At 70.3% G+C, this 15,772-nt stretch carries 15 protein-coding genes and 1 pseudogene; 13 read left to right on the plus strand and 3 right to left on the minus strand.

Annotated elements, in window-relative coordinates:
- The 13 genes and pseudogenes from AC2CHE_RS17980 to AC2CHE_RS18040 all read left to right on the plus strand — a co-directional run.
- A pseudogene (locus AC2CHE_RS17980) lies at positions 1-446 on the plus strand (hypothetical protein); the annotation flags it as partial.
- A 205-nt stretch (positions 447-651) separates the two neighbouring features.
- Positions 652-1,683, plus strand: a complete 1,032-nt coding sequence (locus AC2CHE_RS17985) for a hypothetical protein (protein WP_484506052.1) — start codon at positions 652-654, stop codon at positions 1,681-1,683.
- A gap of 360 nt (positions 1,684-2,043) precedes the next feature.
- Entirely contained in the window at positions 2,044-2,586 is a 543-nt protein-coding gene (locus AC2CHE_RS17990; RefSeq protein ID WP_484506053.1) for a hypothetical protein, read from the plus strand.
- A 74-nt stretch (positions 2,587-2,660) separates the two neighbouring features.
- On the plus strand, positions 2,661-3,269 hold the full coding sequence (locus AC2CHE_RS17995) for a hypothetical protein (protein ID WP_484506054.1): 609 nt from the start codon (positions 2,661-2,663) through the stop codon (positions 3,267-3,269).
- Positions 3,266-3,691 carry a hypothetical protein gene (locus AC2CHE_RS18000; RefSeq protein WP_484506055.1) on the plus strand — a complete coding sequence of 142 codons (426 nt, stop codon included), beginning with the start codon at positions 3,266-3,268 and terminating at the stop codon, positions 3,689-3,691. Before AC2CHE_RS17995 ends, AC2CHE_RS18000 begins: the two co-directional genes overlap by 4 nt.
- A 79-nt stretch (positions 3,692-3,770) precedes the next feature.
- The gene (locus tag AC2CHE_RS18005; RefSeq protein ID WP_484506056.1) at positions 3,771-4,514 is read left to right on the plus strand and encodes a DUF8175 domain-containg protein; all 744 of its coding nucleotides are present in this window, start codon (positions 3,771-3,773) and stop codon (positions 4,512-4,514) included.
- A gap of 1 nt (position 4,515) precedes the next feature.
- Positions 4,516-5,832, plus strand: coding sequence for a hypothetical protein (locus AC2CHE_RS18010; RefSeq protein ID WP_484506057.1), 1,317 nt, complete (start codon positions 4,516-4,518; stop codon positions 5,830-5,832).
- A gap of 31 nt (positions 5,833-5,863) precedes the next feature.
- Entirely contained in the window at positions 5,864-7,363 is a 1,500-nt protein-coding gene (locus AC2CHE_RS18015) for an SCO6880 family protein (RefSeq protein WP_484506058.1), read from the plus strand.
- Entirely contained in the window at positions 7,360-9,159 is a 1,800-nt protein-coding gene (locus tag AC2CHE_RS18020) for an ATP/GTP-binding protein (protein WP_484506059.1), read from the plus strand. Before AC2CHE_RS18015 ends, AC2CHE_RS18020 begins: the two co-directional genes overlap by 4 nt.
- A complete protein-coding gene (locus AC2CHE_RS18025) occupies positions 9,156-10,919 on the plus strand; it encodes a type IV secretory system conjugative DNA transfer family protein (protein WP_484506060.1) in 1,764 nt (587 codons plus the stop codon). The genes AC2CHE_RS18020 and AC2CHE_RS18025 overlap by 4 nt, the downstream gene beginning before the upstream one ends.
- An 11-nt stretch (positions 10,920-10,930) precedes the next feature.
- A complete protein-coding gene (locus AC2CHE_RS18030) occupies positions 10,931-11,743 on the plus strand; it encodes a lysozyme family protein (protein WP_484506061.1) in 813 nt (270 codons plus the stop codon).
- A 340-nt stretch (positions 11,744-12,083) separates the two neighbouring features.
- Positions 12,084-12,542, plus strand: a complete 459-nt coding sequence (locus AC2CHE_RS18035) for a DUF4913 domain-containing protein (RefSeq protein ID WP_484506062.1) — start codon at positions 12,084-12,086, stop codon at positions 12,540-12,542.
- A 177-nt stretch (positions 12,543-12,719) separates the two neighbouring features.
- The gene (locus AC2CHE_RS18040; RefSeq protein ID WP_484506063.1) at positions 12,720-13,214 is read left to right on the plus strand and encodes a sigma-70 family RNA polymerase sigma factor; all 495 of its coding nucleotides are present in this window, start codon (positions 12,720-12,722) and stop codon (positions 13,212-13,214) included.
- Positions 13,215-13,252: 38 nt separating this feature from the next.
- Here AC2CHE_RS18040 and AC2CHE_RS18045 read toward each other — a convergent pair whose 3' ends face one another.
- The 3 genes from AC2CHE_RS18045 to AC2CHE_RS18055 form a co-directional block, all read right to left on the minus strand.
- A complete protein-coding gene (locus AC2CHE_RS18045; protein ID WP_484506064.1) occupies positions 13,253-13,711 on the minus strand; it encodes a response regulator in 459 nt (152 codons plus the stop codon).
- A gap of 202 nt (positions 13,712-13,913) precedes the next feature.
- On the minus strand, positions 13,914-14,561 hold the full coding sequence (locus tag AC2CHE_RS18050; RefSeq protein WP_484506065.1) for a LuxR C-terminal-related transcriptional regulator: 648 nt from the start codon (positions 14,559-14,561) through the stop codon (positions 13,914-13,916).
- A gap of 8 nt (positions 14,562-14,569) precedes the next feature.
- A complete protein-coding gene (locus AC2CHE_RS18055; RefSeq protein WP_484506066.1) occupies positions 14,570-15,772 on the minus strand; it encodes a sensor histidine kinase in 1,203 nt (400 codons plus the stop codon).

Here is a 15,772-nt window from a genome sequence, read left to right on the forward strand (position 1 = left end):
GGCGTCCGCCGTCGGCGGCCGGCCCGCGGCGTCGACGGCGGGGCCTGTGGGTCGCCGCGGCGGTGGTCGTCCTGGCGTTGGCCGGCGGGGCGGTGGCGGTCAACGAATGGACCGCCGGCCCGGACCCGGTGCTGACCGCCTCGGGGGAGGCGCCCGGCTACGGCGCCAGCCTCTCCGTCGCCGTCATCGCCGGCGAGGGAGGTAGCGCCACCATCCGGATCACCGCCACCGGTCTGCGGCAGGGCATCCGGTACCGGCTGTTCGCGGTGACCCGCGACGGCGTCACCCACGTGGTGCGCGACTGGACCGCCTCGTCCGGGCCGCAGGAGGTGGCCGGCGAGACCTCCCTGCCCATCGACGAACTGTCGTTCATCACCGTCGGACTGGTCGACGGCTCCGCGATCGTTACCGCGCCGATCGCCCGGGATCCCGCCGCACCCCGCTGACCGTAGGTCTCCTCCGCCTCACTCCGTGCAGATCGACGTCCGCTGGAGCGAGAGGGCCTGCCCGGCGGGCCCGGGCCATCGGCTGCTCCCGTAGCTCCCGCCGCTCTGACGACGATTTCAAGTTCCGCCTGTCGGAACTGAACCGGCGGGATGTGCGGCACGTCCTGCTGGCGTCGGAAATCGTCGATGACGCAAGGAGCACACCGTGTCTGATCTGTCGGGCGAGTTCAATGATCTGAGTTTCACCGATCGGCGGCGGCGGGGCTCGGAGCCGCCGGTGGACTATGACGTCGAGGCGCAGGGGCCCCTGCCCTCCAGCTCTTACACCCAGCGCGCGTCCTTCTTCGGAAACCCGCTCGATCCGATCCAAGAAGGCGTCATGTATGACTCACCGCCATCGCCGACCGGCTCGAACGACTCCACAAGTTCGGTCTCGCTGTACGACGTGCCGGGCGCGGATGTGGTCGCCCAGGCCGAGGACGGATCGCTGCTGGCGAAGTTCGGCAAGCGGACGTTCTACTGGCTGCAATCGGCAGGGATGGTGACGAGCCTCGCCGGTGCCGCGATGCAGGGCGCCTATCCCGCTACGGCATCAGCCGCGTCCTACGTACAGGGTGCCGGCGGAGTCATGACCGTTGTCGGTGGCTTGTACAACACGTTCGAAGACGCCCGTAAGGCGATGGAGCGGGGGCATATCGACCCGCAGACCGGTCTGTCAGCCCCGAAGGTTCACCCGCTCACCAAAGCGGGGAGCAAGCCGGCGGTGCAGCTGGCGGCGAACCTGTTCACCGCCAGCGGCGGGCTGGTCAGTGCTGGAGCGGCGTTGGCGGCGGGACGGACGGACATCGCCTTCGCCGGCACCGTGATCTCCGCCGCCGCTGCCGCCCTTAACACCATCAACGCCGGACGCGAGGATCCCGGCAAGACCGGCAACCACTTCCTCATCCAGCACCGGGAGGAGATCCTCAGTATGGACTCCTGGACGGCTATGCCGAGAGACGTGCAGAAGGCACTGAGGAAGTTCTACCAGAACCATGACAAGAGAGTGGCTCGGGCCACAGCCGCCGCAGTGCAGTCACAAGGTAGCGTGAAACGGCCCTCGGTGGGGCGATCCAGTTCGGTGAGCCACCCGTCGGGTGGCGGCTACGGATATCAGCAGAATCCGCAGGCGGCCTGGGGGCCCGGAGCCGGCCCGGGCCAGGGCAGCGGCAGTCAACAGCGCAAGGGTAGGAAGTAGCGAACGGGGTCATCATCTACCCGGTACGCGGACCGGGAAGGGCACTTGGGCCGGTGGACCAACCGCCGGCCCGAGGTCGTCCGTGCAGACCCCCGGACTCATGGGTGCCCGTCCGTTCGGCGAAGCGCGCCGGCGGGAGCGGAATCCGCCCAGGTCCGCAGTCATCCGTGGTGTTGAGAACCGGTCGCCTGCTGGCCGGCCGGCGCGGTGGACCGCTCGTGGCCGGCCGCGAGCGGGGCCGGGAAAAAGTCTGAACCCGCCCTGAACCGAGGGACCTACCGCGCCGTTAAGCGGCTGTCACTGGTGCCCTGGGATCCGCCGGTGACCGGAAAGGCGAGCAGCGGAGGGAGGCGAGGCAACATGGGCAACGGGTCCGTGGCATTGCGGCGGATCGTGGGCGCGGGGCCGGACGAGCCATCCGGTACCCGGGCGTACGACGATGTCCCCGCCTGGCGGCGGGACGGCCTCTCCGGGGACGGCGTCGGGTGGATCGGTGCCCACGGTGGTGCCGGCGCGACCACGCTCACCCGGCTGCTGGGCGGCACCGACATCGGTTGCCGGTGGCCGGACCCGGCCCTCGCCGAGCCCGCGCAGGTCATGGTGGTCGGGCGGACGAACCTGGACGGGCTGCGGGCGGTCTCCCGCGCGCTGCACGCGATGCGTGAAGGTCGGCACCCGGCCGGGATGCGGTTGCTCGGCGTGGTGCTGATCGCGGACGCTCCGGGGCGGCTTCCGTCGCCGCTGCTCGGCCGGATCCGGCTGCTGCGGTCGATCGCCCCGGTGCACCGGCTGCCGTGGATCCCGTCGTACCGGGTGGGTGCGGAGCCGAAGCGACCGCCCCGGCAACTGTCCCGCCTGTCCACCGTGGTGGGTGCTCACGGCGAGCGACGGAGGCAGCCGTGACCAGGGCTGCCCGGAGCGCGGCGGCCGTCATCGTCAGCCTGCTGGGGATGGGCCTGCTGGCACCCTCGGCGGCGTTGGCGGCCGAGGACACCTACACCGTGAGGATCCACGGCAGCCATGCCGTCTACATCTACACCCTCTGCCTCAAGACGACCACCACCATGGCCAGGCCGCGCGGCAACGGCAGTGACCGCATCTGCACCGGACAGAAGAATTCGACGCATGGGTCCTACGACCTGTCCGCCCCGTACACGTCGGGCGACACGGTGAAGATGGACATCGAGATGCACACCGGTCTCGCCGGCGAGTCGGTCACCAACGACAACGTCGAGATCACCGGGGCGACGAGCTGCACGATTTCGGGCGTCGTACACGCCGGAAAGTTCGAGTGTGACACTCCGATCAACAGCGTGAAGTTCTCACCGCCGGCCATCGATCCGTACACGATCAACACCAATTCGGACAGGGCAGTGTCGAAACTGCTCGACTTCATGGCGTGGCTGGTGAGCGCCGCCGCCGTGACCGGCACGCTCATCACCGCCGCCGCGATGGCGTCGCAGGTGCGGCGCGGCTCACTCGAAGAGCGGACCGAATACGTGAAGCACCTCGCGTTCGTGCTGGTTGCGTGCCTGTTGGCGACCACTGCCGGCCCGATCATCGCGTGGCTCGACGTGACCGGATGACGCCCGTGCGGGCACCAGCCCGAGCCGTGACCGAAACGATTGTCCTGATCTCTGAAGGAGACCCAATGATCCTCCCCGACGTCTACTACCGGAGCCTTCTGCTTCTGACCGTGCTCCGGGCGCCCGCCGAACCCGATGATGGCGGGACGGTTCCGCAGCCCAAGACCGGTGGATCACTGCCGAGCGGTCTCGCCGCAAAGGTCGAGCAGGCGCTGGGCCTGATCGCCTGGGTGGGTACGGCGGCCGGTGTCGTCGGCATCCTGGCCACCGGTGCGGTCATGGCCATCTCGCACAAGCGTGGCGAGAGTTCGGAGCACATGAGCCGCCTCGGCATGGTGCTGGGCGGCTGCATCCTGGTGGCCCTGGCCGGGCCGATCGTCACCTGGGTCTTCGGCGATGGCGGCGGCGGCGAAAGCAACTGACCCCGCCCGGCTCGGCCGGGTCGAGCCAGGGCGCCACCCATCGACCGCGTACCCGAATCCGTCCAACACGGTAGGTGCCATGAGACTGAGATACGCATCCGACGACGAGACGGACGAGGACAAGCCGTTCTGGCAGCACCGTCGCTGGCAGCTGTCGGCCGCCTTTCTCGCCCTTGCCCTCTGTACCGGCACCGTCGCGGCGCTGAGCGGCGGCCGCGACGCCGACCCAAGCGTCGCGGCTCCCGCTGGGCCGGTGATCGGCGCACTCGGTCCGGACGGCTCCCGGCCGCAGGACTGCCGTACCGACGACTCCGCACAGCGGTTGCCGAGCGAGGCACCACGGGACATCACCTGGCGGCCGCTGAACGGCGCGCAGACTCCGGTCTCCGCTTCGGCAGGTCCGTTGAAGACCACCGGTCCGTTGCTGTGGTGTTTCGCGCACACCCCGATGGGGGCGGTGATGGCGGCGCACACCATCTCCCGCCAGATGAGTGGACCTGACTGGCGGACGGTCAGCCAGCAGCAACTCGTGCCAGGGTTGGGGCGGGACTACTTCGACGCGATGCGGGCCTCGATGCCGGAGACCGGACCGGTGCAGACCACGAACGCCCTGGCCGGGTTTCTCGTGCTGAAGTACTCGCCGAGCACCGCCAGCATCCGGGTGCTGGTCCGGCAGGCGAAGGCGCTCTATGCCTCGGTCGACTACATCGTCGACTGGGACGGGGTGGACTGGCAACTCCGGCCGCTGAACTCCGGCGGCCTGTACAGCCAGGTGAACCCCGTCGTCTCCCTCGTCGGCTTCGTGCTGTGGAACGAGGTGTGACATGGCGGAGTGCGCTACTGGTGACGCCGTCTACATCGGCACCATCGGCCAGGTCGTCGGCTTCTTCGAACGGGGCATCGACGGCATTCTCAGCGACATCGCCGCCGCCATCCTGGGTGCGGCGGTCGAACTCTTCGCCAACCTCGGCGACATCCCCACCGTCGGCGACGAAAGCCTGAGTGACAGCATCCACCTGCAGACCGATTGGCTGGTCGTGACTATCGCGGTGGCGTCGCTGCTGGCGGCGGCCTTCCGGACGGCACTGGAACGCAAGGGGCAACCCCTCGTGGTGGCGCTCATGGGCCTGGTCCGGATGGTGCTCACCGTGATGGCCGCCTGGTGGGTGGTCAACTGGCTCGCCAGCGAGGCGGACGCCTACTCGCAGCATCTCTACGAAGAGGGCATCAAGGCGCAGCTCAAGCTGATCGCCAACTGCGGCACGGACGGCCTCACCGCCTTTCTGCTGATCATCATCGGGCTGCTCCTGCTGATCGCCGGTTGCATCCACGTCATCCTGATGTACATCCGGCTCGGGGTGATGGTTCTGCTCACCGGCACCCTGCCGCTGGCCGCGGCGGCCTCGATGTCCGAATGGGGCGGGGGGTGGTGGCGTAAGCACATCGCCTGGATGGTCGCCTGGCTGGCCTTCAAACCGGTGGTCGGGCTGATCATGTATTCGGGTGCCGCCATGATCGGTGCCGCCGACAACGTGGCAGACGCGGACAGCGCCAAGCACTACAAGCTCGCCGGTGTAGCCGTCCTGTTGATGGCCGCGGTCGCGCTCCCCGCGCTGATGCGTCTGGTCGTACCCGCGATGTCGAGCCTCGGCTCGCGCGACGGCGTCGGCGCGGGTGCCGGCGCCGGTGCCGCCGGGGCCGGAGCGGTCGCGAGTGGGGCGAAGAAGATCGCTGGCGGTGCGGGCTCGGCTGCTCGCTCCGGCAGGTCCAAGGGGCCGAGCGGCGGCAGTTCGTCACCGGGCGGCGCATCGGGCGGCGGTCGCCCGGCCGGTGGGTCCGGCGGCGGTTCCGGTGGCGGCCCGTCCGGTGGGTCCGGCGGCGGTTCCGGTGGCGGCTCATCCGGTGGCTCCGGCGGCGGTTCCGGTGGCGGCCCGTCCGGTGGCTCCGGCGACAGCGGCGGTTCCAGCGGGTCCGGCGGTCGGTCGAGAGCCGGGCAGATCGCCCGGGGCACGGTCGGCGTCGCGGCCGCGACGGTCGGTGCCGCGGCCTCGGCGGTGCAGGTGGGCGCCCGCGCCGCGACCAGCACCCACCGGCACGCCAGGAACATCGCCAGCGGCGCCCTGCCCGACTCAGACGGCTAGCTGACGCCCGGGACGAAGGAGAAGGTTCATCGTGAGTACGACAGCGGAATCCCTCAAGACACCGACGTACGGCAACTGGCGTCGCCCCCGCAAGGCGGGCCTGGGCTCACTGGGCCTGGTCGGGACCGTCGTCCTGTTCGGTGCGCTGGTGCTGGTCCTGATCTCCTCAATGGTCTCGCTGAACGCGGCCCTGGTGGTGGGGCTGCCGTTCGCGCTGCTGCTGGCGCCGCTCGCGGTCCGTACCCAGGACGGCCGCAACGTCTACGACATGGCGGCCGTCCGGATCGGTTGGCTGCGCCGCAGGTCCAAGCGGCAGCACCTGTACGCCGCCGGACCGCTGTCGACGCGCCCGGGTGGCCGGTTCCGTCCACCCGGGCTGCTCAGCCGGGTGACCATGATCGAGGGCCGCGACCCGTACGACCGCCCGTTCGGAGTGCTCCATCACCGCAACCGCAACCAGTACACGATCGTGCTCGGCTGCGAGCCGGACGGTGGCTCCCTCGTCGACCCGGACCAGGTCGACACCTGGGTGGCGCTCTGGGGTGAGTGGCTGTCCCGGCTGTCGCACGAGCCGGGACTGCGGGGAGCCTCCGTGGTGATCGAGACAGCGCCGGACCCGGGCACCCGCCTCGCCACCGAGGTGCTGGGTCGCATCTCCCCGAACGCGCCGGCCGCGGCGCGGGCCGTGATGGAGGAGGTCGTGCAGACGTACCCGGACGCGTCGTCGGAGATGAACACCTTCCTCACCCTCACCTACTCGGCCCCCGGCGGTGCCCGGCGGGACCACGACGCCATGCTCGCCGACCTGGCGCTGCGGCTGCCCGGCGTGCTGGGCGGGCTGATCGCGGCGGGCGGCGGGTCGGCGGAACCACTGTCGGCCGAGCGAATCGCCGAGGTCGTCCGGGTCGCCTACGACCCGGCCGTCGCCGCGGAGGTGCTCGACGTACGGGCCCAGCACGGCGGCACCGGCCTGGAGTGGGCCGATGCCGGCCCAGCCGCCACCGTGGAGACGGTCACCCACTACCAGCACGACTCCGGGGTGTCCCGCAGTTGGCTGCTGACCCTTGCACCACGCGGGACCGTGCGATCCGGCGTGCTGCGTAGCCTGCTGGACCCGGCACTTGGCGTCCGCCGCAAACGGGTGGCGCTGGTCTACCGCCCGATCGACCCGGCGACCTCGGCCAAGATCGTCGAGTCGGACCGTCGGAACGCCCAGTTCATGGCCAACTCGACCCGTGGCCTGGTCCGGGCCCGCGCGCTCTCCGAGATCGAGGCCGCCGAGCAGACGGCGGCCGAAGAGGCCTCCGGTGCGGGTCTGGTGGAGTTCTCGATGCTGGTGACGCTTACCGTCGACTCGGTCGCCGACGCCCGGGACGCCGACGTGACCATGCGGAACCTGCTGGGTGCCACCCGCATCGCGATGCGCCCGGCCGACCGGATGCAGGCTGCCGCGTTCGCCTGCGCCCTTCCGGTCGGCATCCTGCCCTGGGAGCAGACGATGGTGCCGCACGAGTTGCGGGAGGCGTTGTGACGCCCACCGGCGGTGCCCGGCCGCTGGATCTCGGTGCCGGCTGGCCGAGGCACGCCTCCGGTCCGGTCACGGCCATGTCCGATGTGGTGGTACCGGCCGCGGAGGCACAGGACCGCGAACCCGACGAGACAGGCAAGCAGACTCCCCGGGCGCTGCGGCGGGCACGCCGGCAGCAGGCCCAGCGGGAGGCAGCCGAGCAGCGGTACCTGCGGCGGCTGGCCAAGGCCAACGCGGACGACAGCGTGCCGCACCGTGGCTCGTACATCCTCGGCGGGGGTCGGGTGGCACCGTTGGACCCGCCCACCATGTGGCGGGCGACCACCGTGCAGGCCTGCGGGCTCTGGCCCTTCGCCTCCGGATCCGGCGCACCGATGACCGGCATCCCACTCGGGCAGCACCTGCACACCGGGGCCACCGTCTGCGGTGACCCGCTCAACTGGTTCACCCGTGCCCGGTACATCTCCAACCCGTCGCTGTTCATGCTGGGCATGCCCGGTCTCGGCAAGTCGACGCTGATCAACCGGATGCTGATCGGACTGAGTGCACAGGGCGTGGTGCCGTTGGTGCTCGGTGACCTGAAACCCGACTACGCCGACACCGTCCGTGCCCTCGGCGGACAGGTCATCTCCATCGCCCGTGGCGTCGGGGGACTGAATATCCTGGACCCGGGCGCGATGGGCATGGCCGCGGCGCGGATCGGCGGGCAGGCGGGGCAGGCGCTGGTCGCCGAGACCCACGGCCGGGTCCTCAACATGGTCGCGGCGCTGCTCACCATCGTCCGGGGCACGCCGATCAGTGACCACGAGCAGTCGGTGCTCTCCGCCTGCCTGCGCCACCTGCGCGAGCGCACCGCGGTGGGGCGGACCTTCCGGCTGCCCGACCTGCTGAACGTGATCGAGGAGGGGCCGCCACGGGTGCGGCAGGTGACGCTCGACCGTGGTCAGGAGGCACGCTACCGCGACGCCGTGGACCCGCTGCACCGATCACTGCTCGGCATCCTCGACGGTCCGTTGGGCGACACCTTCGCCGCGGAGACCTCGACCAGGATCGACCCGGACGCCACCGCCGTCTGCGTCGACATCTCCCGCATCGGTGAGGCCGACGGGCAGTTGACCGCCGCCGCGATGCTCGCGGCATGGTCGGACGGGCTGGGTACGGTGGCCGCGTCGCACGCCCTGGCCGACGCGGGACTGGCGCCCCGGCGCTGGTTCTTCACCGTGCTCGACGAGTTGTGGCGACCGCTGCGGGCCGCCTCCGGCATCGTCGATCGCATCGATGCCCTCACCCGGCTGAACCGTTCCCTCGGCCTCGCCGACGCGAAGATCACCCACACCCTCAAGGACGCCGAGGCGATCGGCAACGAGGCCGACAAGGCCAAGGCCCGGGGCTTCGTCGAGCGCGCCGGCATGGTGGCCTGCGCCGGGCTGCCCAGGGCGGAGATGGAGGACCTGGGGCGGGTGGTGGGGCTGTCCCGGCGCGAGATCGAGCTGGTCTCGTCCTGGTCGTCGCCGCCGGGCTGGGCTCAGGACGGTGGCAACGAGGAGCCGCCCGGCCGGGGCCGCTTCCTGATCAAGGTTGGCGGTCGACCCGGCATTCCGATCCGGGTCGCGATCACCGACACCGAACGCCACCTGCACGACACGAACACCCGCTGGATCGCCAACGGTGAGGCGGAACGGCTGCTGGCCGAGCGGGCCGCCGTGGTGCGCGCGGTGACCGGCGGTGACCTGCCCGGTACGCCCGGTCCCACCGGGCACCGAGACGGCCACGAGCAGCAGGGGACGGGGCACCGATGAGCCGCCCGGGTGGAGTCGGGAACGAGTACCTGCCGTGGCTGATTCCCGGCTTCGCACTGGCCAACCTGGTGGTCTTCGCCCTGCTGTGGCTGGGTGGCGCGATCGCCGTCGCGGTTACCGGGCACGGCTGGCAACCCGCACCGTTCACCCTGGAGGTCTACCTCAGCCTGATCAGCGGGGCCACCGGGAAGGTCTGGCCGCAGGTGCCGCCGTACCTGGTCTATGGCGGGGCGGTCACGCTGGTCCTGCTCGGTAGCACCCCGGCGGTCGTACTCGCGGGCAGGCTGGTGCGTCGGCTGCGGGAGCCCCGCAGTCTGGCCCGGTCCGGCGAACTCAGCGGCCTGATCGGCAAGGAACGTGAGTCCCGCGCCCGCGACCTGCGCCCGTCGCTCAAGGACCGTCCCCGGCTGAGCCCGGACGACACCGGAAACCTGCTCGGCGACCTCATGCCCGCCGGTCCCGAGCTGCGCTCCTCCTACGAGGACGTGGAGCTGGACCTGATGGCGCCACGGGCCGGGAAGTCCACCGGGATAGCCGTTCCACGGGTGCTCCGGGCCCCCGGCGCGGTCATGCTCACCTCGAACAAGTCCGACGTCTTCACCGTCACCCGGCAGGAGCGCACGAAGGTCGGCCGGGTCTGGACCTTCGACCCGCAGGGCATCGCGTACACCGAGCGCGAGATGTGGTGGGACATGCTCAGTGGCTGCGACACCATCGAAGGCGCCCGACGGCTGGCCGGCCATTTCGTCAGCTCCGTCAACGACGACTCGTCGAAGAAGGACTTCTGGATCGCGGCGGCCCAGAACACTCTGACGGCACTGTTCCTCGCCGCCTCCCGCAGCGGCGAGTCCGTCAACGAGCTGCTGGGCTGGCTCGCGGACCCGGCCGACCGTACGCCGGTGGACCTGCTCCGCGACGTCGGCATGCCGGCCATGGCTGACCAGTTGCAGGGCACGGTACGCGGGGCCGTCGAGACCCGCGACGGCATCTACGAGACCGCCCGGCAGTGTGTGGCCTGCCTGCTCGATCCGGAGATCGTGGCCTGGGTAAGCCCCGACCCGGACCGCCCGGAGTTCATCCCGGACGAACACGTCCTCGGCCGCGACACCCTCTACCTGCTCTCCAAGGACGGTGGCGGCTCCGCCGCCGGGGTGATCGCCGGGCTGGCGGATGCCGTGATCCGTGCCGGAGTGGTGGCCGCCGAGCGGATGGGCGGGCGGCTGGATCCACCGATGACCGCCGTGCTGGACGAGGCCGCGAACGTCTGCCGCATCTCCGACCTTCCGGATCTCTACAGCCACCTTGGCTCCCGAGGCATCAGCGTGGTCACCCTGTTGCAGAGCTATCGGCAGGGGGTACGGGTCTGGGGCGAGGCGGGGATGGACGCGCTGTGGAGCGCCGCCACCATCAAGCTGCTCGGTGCCGGGCTCGACGACGCCGACTTCGTCGACAAGGTCGCCCGTCTGGTTGGCCAGCACGACGTGCGTACCCCGACCTACTCCCGGTCCAGGGACGGCGCTTCCCGGTCGGTGTCGTACCGACAGGAGCAGGTGCTGCCGGCGGACAAGATCCGAGCCCTGCCCAAGGGCACCGCACTGCTGCTGGCCACCGGTGTCCGGCCGGCGCTCATCCGGCTGCGTCCCTGGTACAAGGAGGCGAACGCCGAGATGGTCTCCGCGGCGGCCAGGGCCGAGGTGCAGGCCATCACCGAACGTGCGGCGGAGCGGTGGAGCCGCCGCGAGTCCCGCCAGGTCGGCTGAGCAGCGTGGCGGTGCAGAAGGTACAGGCGGCCGGGCGGGCGACGCAGCCGCTGACCAAGTTCGACTCGGCGCAGCTGGCATGGATGGTCATCTCGATGATCGGGACGCTGCCGTTGGCAATGCTGGCGATGCTGGCCCTGATCGTGCTGATCGTCATCTTCGCGATGGCCGGCGGGTCGCAGATGACCTCGTCCTCGTCCTCGCCCGACTCGTCCGCCGGCGGTGGATCGGCATCGAACACCAACGCCCTGATCGAGTTGTCCGGCGGAGACGGCCGGGGCAGCTTCGACGCCACGAGTGTGCCGGATCAGGATCTGGTCGCGCCGATCAGGTCCGCCGCCGGCAAGTGCGATCTGCTGACACCTGTGATCATCGCGGCGCAGATCGAGTACGCATCCGGGTTCGACGCGGACCAGGAGGGCACCGAGGGTCGCAAGGGGCTGTCGCAACTGACGCCCGAGGTGTTCGACGAGTACGGCGAGGACGACGACGACAGCGGCGAAGCCTCCGTACTCGACGACGAGGACTCGATCCACGCCCACGCCCGATACTTCTGTCACCTGGCTGAGGAGACCGACCGGCTGCTGTCCGAGGACAAGGTGGTCGGCGATCACCTCACCCTGACCCTGATGGCCTGGGAGATGGGCCTGGAGACGGTCGAGGCGCAGGGCGGCATGCCGGTCCTCGCCCTGGGCAGCTACCCGTTCCAGATCCGGGGGCTCTTCGCGAAGTACAGCCGCGACGGCGAGGGGTCCGACTCCCCGACGGATCCTCCGACGCAGGACGCCTCGAACGACGATCCGGACGGCGGTTCGGAACGATGACCCGGACAACGACTCGGCGGACGACCCGGATGTCGAAGGCGCAGCGTTGCTCGGTGAGTGCACGTTCGGTGCCATGCCTGGACCTGCTCAACGAGCCCGACCTGGTCCGCAACGACGTCTCGGTGGCCTGGCAGACCGCCCTCCATCAGGACCATCGACGGCCCCCTGGAGCGCGGCGGCCGGAACACCGCACAGGTGCAGGCCCGGGTCGACGCGTACGAGCGGTTCACCGCCACCCCGGGCGTCGATCCGGGTAGCGAGGGCACCCTCACGTGCTGGGTCCCAGCGGAGGCCGGGCCGACGTTTCCGACACCGACGAGTGCGATGTGGAGCGAACACCATGACGCGGACGATCCCGACCGACGAGGCGGCCTCGACGCCGGCGGCTCCGCCGACCGACGGCGACGAGGCTGAGGCCACCAGCCAGGACAAACCCTTCTTCATCCTGTACCTCGACGGGGCGGAGTACGTCGAGGAACTCGGTCGGCTCTCGACGTGGGTGGAAGACCTCCTGCTTCCGGTGTACGGCGGGGAGGTCAGCTCCAACTCGCCGTGGTGTCCCCGGTGGCGAGAACACCCGGAGGCGATCGCCTATCTGCACGGACTCTGGCTCGCCTGGCAGGAGCGGACCGGCGCGCAAGCGCAGCCGTCCGACCCGGCGCTGTGGCACCAGAGCTACCTCTGGCCGACCATGGAGGCGTTGCGCAGTCCCAACGGGCCGTTCGCGGGCTGCAAACGCGGCTCGCACCGCCCGAAGGAGCGACCCGAGGTCGAAGAGGACGACTTCCTGGTCGGTTGAACCAGTGCCCGGGTGACGAGCCACGTCCTGGGTCCTTTGCCTCAGGCATCCCGGCCCTGTCAGTCGCTAGCGTCCGGTACGCCGCGTACATCATCCCGGCCGCAGGAGGCGATCGCTCTGTCCACCGACGTCTGCCCGACGAGATCGGTCGGCACCGACACCGAGGCTGCGCGCCGGATGCAGGCGATCTTCGCGGCGAATTCCCAACCGCTGTACTCCTTTCTGCTTCGCCTGACCCGAGGCCAGCGCGAGCTCGCCGAGGATCTGATGCAGGAGACCATGCTGCGGGCGTGGCGTCGGTTGGCGGAGCTGCCGGCGGAGGCGGACACCGTACGCCGGTGGCTTTTCATAGTTGCCCGACATCTGATGATCGATGCCGCTCGGGCCCGCGCCGCCCGACCGACCGAGATCTACGGGATCGACGTCGGCTGGATGCCGTCGTCGGACCACGCCTTCGAAGGCATCGTGGACCGGATCACCCTGGCCGACGCGCTCCGCAGGATCACCCCCGAGCACCGTGCCGTGCTCGTCGAGCTCTACTACGGCGGTGCCTCGGTGGCCGAGGTGGCCACCCGGATCGGGATTCCGGAGGGGACGGTCCGGTCGCGGTCGTTCTACGCGCTGCGGGCCGCGCGGGGAGCCCTCGACCAGGTCGACACAGCGATGCCATGACCCGGTGCGAAGGCGACCGCGCGGTACGACCCCGGGGCCTACTGCGCGGTCCGTAGCCGCCAGGTCGCCGCGGCCACCGCCACCGGCGAGAGCCAGGCCAGGCCGGCGGCGACCGCACGGACGGCGCAGATCAGGTCGGCTGCCTCGAAGTGGCCGTACACCAGACAGCCACGCACCGGTGCACAGAGCAGTGCCGTGATCGCGTGGTGTTCGGCGGCACCGGTCAGCACGATCACTCGCGACCATCGGGCCAAGGCTTGGATCAGCTCCCGGTTGCCCGGCGCGGTGACCCGGTCGTCCAGCAGGACGACAGCGGGGCGCTGCCGGTGTGCCAAGGTCACCGCCGCGTCACCGTCATCGGTGAGAGTGACGACCTGTATCCGCTCGCCGGTGTCGAGTACCGCGCCAAGAGCGGCCCGCTCCGCCGCGTCGGGGTGCACGATCAGGGCGGTCACCAGGTCGGTGCCGATCGTCGGCTGTTCGCTGGCGTCCCTCATCCGTCGATCGGCTGGTCCCTTGGTCATCGGCCCGCCGCCGATCCGTCGCCCATAACCGTCCCATCCGAGGGGTCTGTGGCGGGCGGTAGGGCCCGTCGTCCATACGACGCGGGCACGGGCGGTGGCGTTCAGCCGGTCCAGGCGCGATCCGTTCGGGCCGTCAGCTCGGCAGGGTGGCCGCCCCCTGCGTAGCGTGGCCCGGCTACTGCTGGCCCGTCCACCGCACCACCGCCTCGGTTCGGTTGGTGGCCTGCAACTTGGTGAAGATGTTCGCGAGATGGTTCTTGACCGTCTTCTCCGTCAGCAGCAGTTGCCGGGCGATCTCCGCGTTCGCGTGCCCGGCGCACAGCAGCGCCATCACGTCCTGCTCACGCCGGGTCAGGCCGAATTTCTCGCGCCGCGCCCGGGCCTCCTTTGTGCGGTCGGCGTCCTGCTGCTCGCGGGCCGCCTGCTCGCGAAGCATGGAGATGGTGACGGAGGCGCCGCGCGCCGACAGCCAGCCCTCGCCGGCGGCCACCGCTCGCACCGCACGCAGCAGTTCGGCCGGGTCGAACTCACCGTGCACCAGGTATCCGTGGGCACCGCCGCGCAGCATCCCGGCGATCAACTCGTCGGCGTCGTCGCTGGTCAGGACGAGGACACGAGTGCATTGCGCGAGCTGGCTGACCACGCTGAGGCCGTCGGCGATAGGCATCCGGTGATCCAACAGGGTCACGCCCGGTCGTAGCCGCCGGGCCACGGTCACCGCGGTCCGTCCGTCCGGTGCCTCACCGACCACCGTCATATCCTCGGCGCTGGCGAGGTAGCCGCGCAGGGCCATCCGGACGATCGGATTGTCATCGACAATCATAACTTCGATCATGATGACCATCTGCCGTGGCGAGCCGCGGAGCCGGCGGTCACCGTCAGTGGCGCCTGAACCACCACCGTGGTGCCCGCTCCTTCGCGTGAGTCGAGCCGCAGGGCCCCGCCGACCGTCTGGGCGCGCTCGGCCATGCCGATGATCCCGAAACTGCCCTGGGTGGACAACGCGGTCAACTCGTCTGGCGGGACGAAGCCCACACCGTCGTCCTGGATGGTCAGGACCATTCGGTCCTCCCGCTGTCGTAGGGCGACGTGGACCACGGTCGCCTTCGCGTGCCGGGCCACGTTCTCCAATGCCTCGTCCAGGATCTGGGTCATCTCGTACCTGACCGCCGGTGTCGGCTCGTCGATGGCACTGACATCGAGTCGCGTGGGCACCTCGCTCCACTCCGTCCAGGCGCGGCAGACCTGGCGCAGATGCTCCGGGAACGGCCGGTCGAGTGCGTCCCGGCGCAGTCCGGTGAGCAGTTCGCGGGCCTCGCGGATTGCGGTGTCGGCTCCGGCGGAGACGGTGCTGGCGAGTTCCTCGGCCAGGTCGGGCTGGCGGCGGAGCAAAGTGGGAAGGGCGACGGCAGCGAACGAAACACCGCGCAGCGTCTTCGCGACCGAGTCGTGCAATTCGCGTGCCAACCGTGCCCGCTCGGAGGCCGCCGCCGAGTGGTAGGCACCGGCGACCGCTGCGATCGATGCGTCGAGGTAGCGGGTCAGAGCCGCAGTCAGCACGGCCGCACCGTACCCGCAGACGATGTTCATCATCGGAAAAGCCAGTACGAACGGCGCCGCGATGGAGTCCGCCGTTCCGTCGGTCCGGAGCAGGTGGGTCGCCACGGCGAGCCCGAGCCCGGCGTCGGCGATCCACAGGGGTAGTGCGCGGATCCCCAACAGGGCGCCGGTGAGCGCGGCGAAGCCGGCGGCATAGCAGAAGAAGGCCACATTTCCCTGACTGACCACCAGTACCGCGATCATGGCGGCAGCGTCGACGACCAGAAAGCCCAACCGCCATCGGATGACGCTCGGCCAGCTACCCAACACGGTGACCTGCACGCAGGTGGTGACGGCGACGAGCACCAGCGCGCCACCCGCTTGCCAGGGATCGTCGGCAAGTCCGATACCGACGCCGACCGCCGCCAGCGTCAACGCCAACCTGCCGAGCAACATGGCTCGGCACAGCGCGACGTACGCGACGAATCGGCTCAT

This window comes from Micromonospora sp. ATLC16, assembly GCF_057196645.1.

Excerpts from the sequence above, each read along its gene's own strand:
- AC2CHE_RS17990 (WP_484506053.1), top strand. The coding sequence starts at position 2,044 with ATGGGCAACGGGTCCGTGGCATTGCGGCGGATCGTGGGCGCGGGGCCG.
- AC2CHE_RS18000 (WP_484506055.1), top strand. The coding sequence starts at position 3,266 with ATGACGCCCGTGCGGGCACCAGCCCGAGCCGTGACCGAAACGATTGTC.
- AC2CHE_RS18005 (WP_484506056.1), top strand. The coding sequence starts at position 3,771 with ATGAGACTGAGATACGCATCCGACGACGAGACGGACGAGGACAAGCCG.
- AC2CHE_RS18010 (WP_484506057.1), top strand. The coding sequence starts at position 4,516 with ATGGCGGAGTGCGCTACTGGTGACGCCGTCTACATCGGCACCATCGGC.
- AC2CHE_RS18025 (WP_484506060.1), top strand. The coding sequence starts at position 9,156 with ATGAGCCGCCCGGGTGGAGTCGGGAACGAGTACCTGCCGTGGCTGATT.
- AC2CHE_RS18035 (WP_484506062.1), top strand. The coding sequence starts at position 12,084 with ATGACGCGGACGATCCCGACCGACGAGGCGGCCTCGACGCCGGCGGCT.
- AC2CHE_RS18040 (WP_484506063.1), top strand. The coding sequence starts at position 12,720 with ATGCAGGCGATCTTCGCGGCGAATTCCCAACCGCTGTACTCCTTTCTG.
- AC2CHE_RS18045 (WP_484506064.1), bottom strand. The coding sequence starts at position 13,711 with ATGAGGGACGCCAGCGAACAGCCGACGATCGGCACCGACCTGGTGACC.
- AC2CHE_RS18050 (WP_484506065.1), bottom strand. The coding sequence starts at position 14,561 with ATGATTGTCGATGACAATCCGATCGTCCGGATGGCCCTGCGCGGCTAC.
- AC2CHE_RS18055 (WP_484506066.1), bottom strand. The coding sequence starts at position 15,772 with ATGAGCCGATTCGTCGCGTACGTCGCGCTGTGCCGAGCCATGTTGCTC.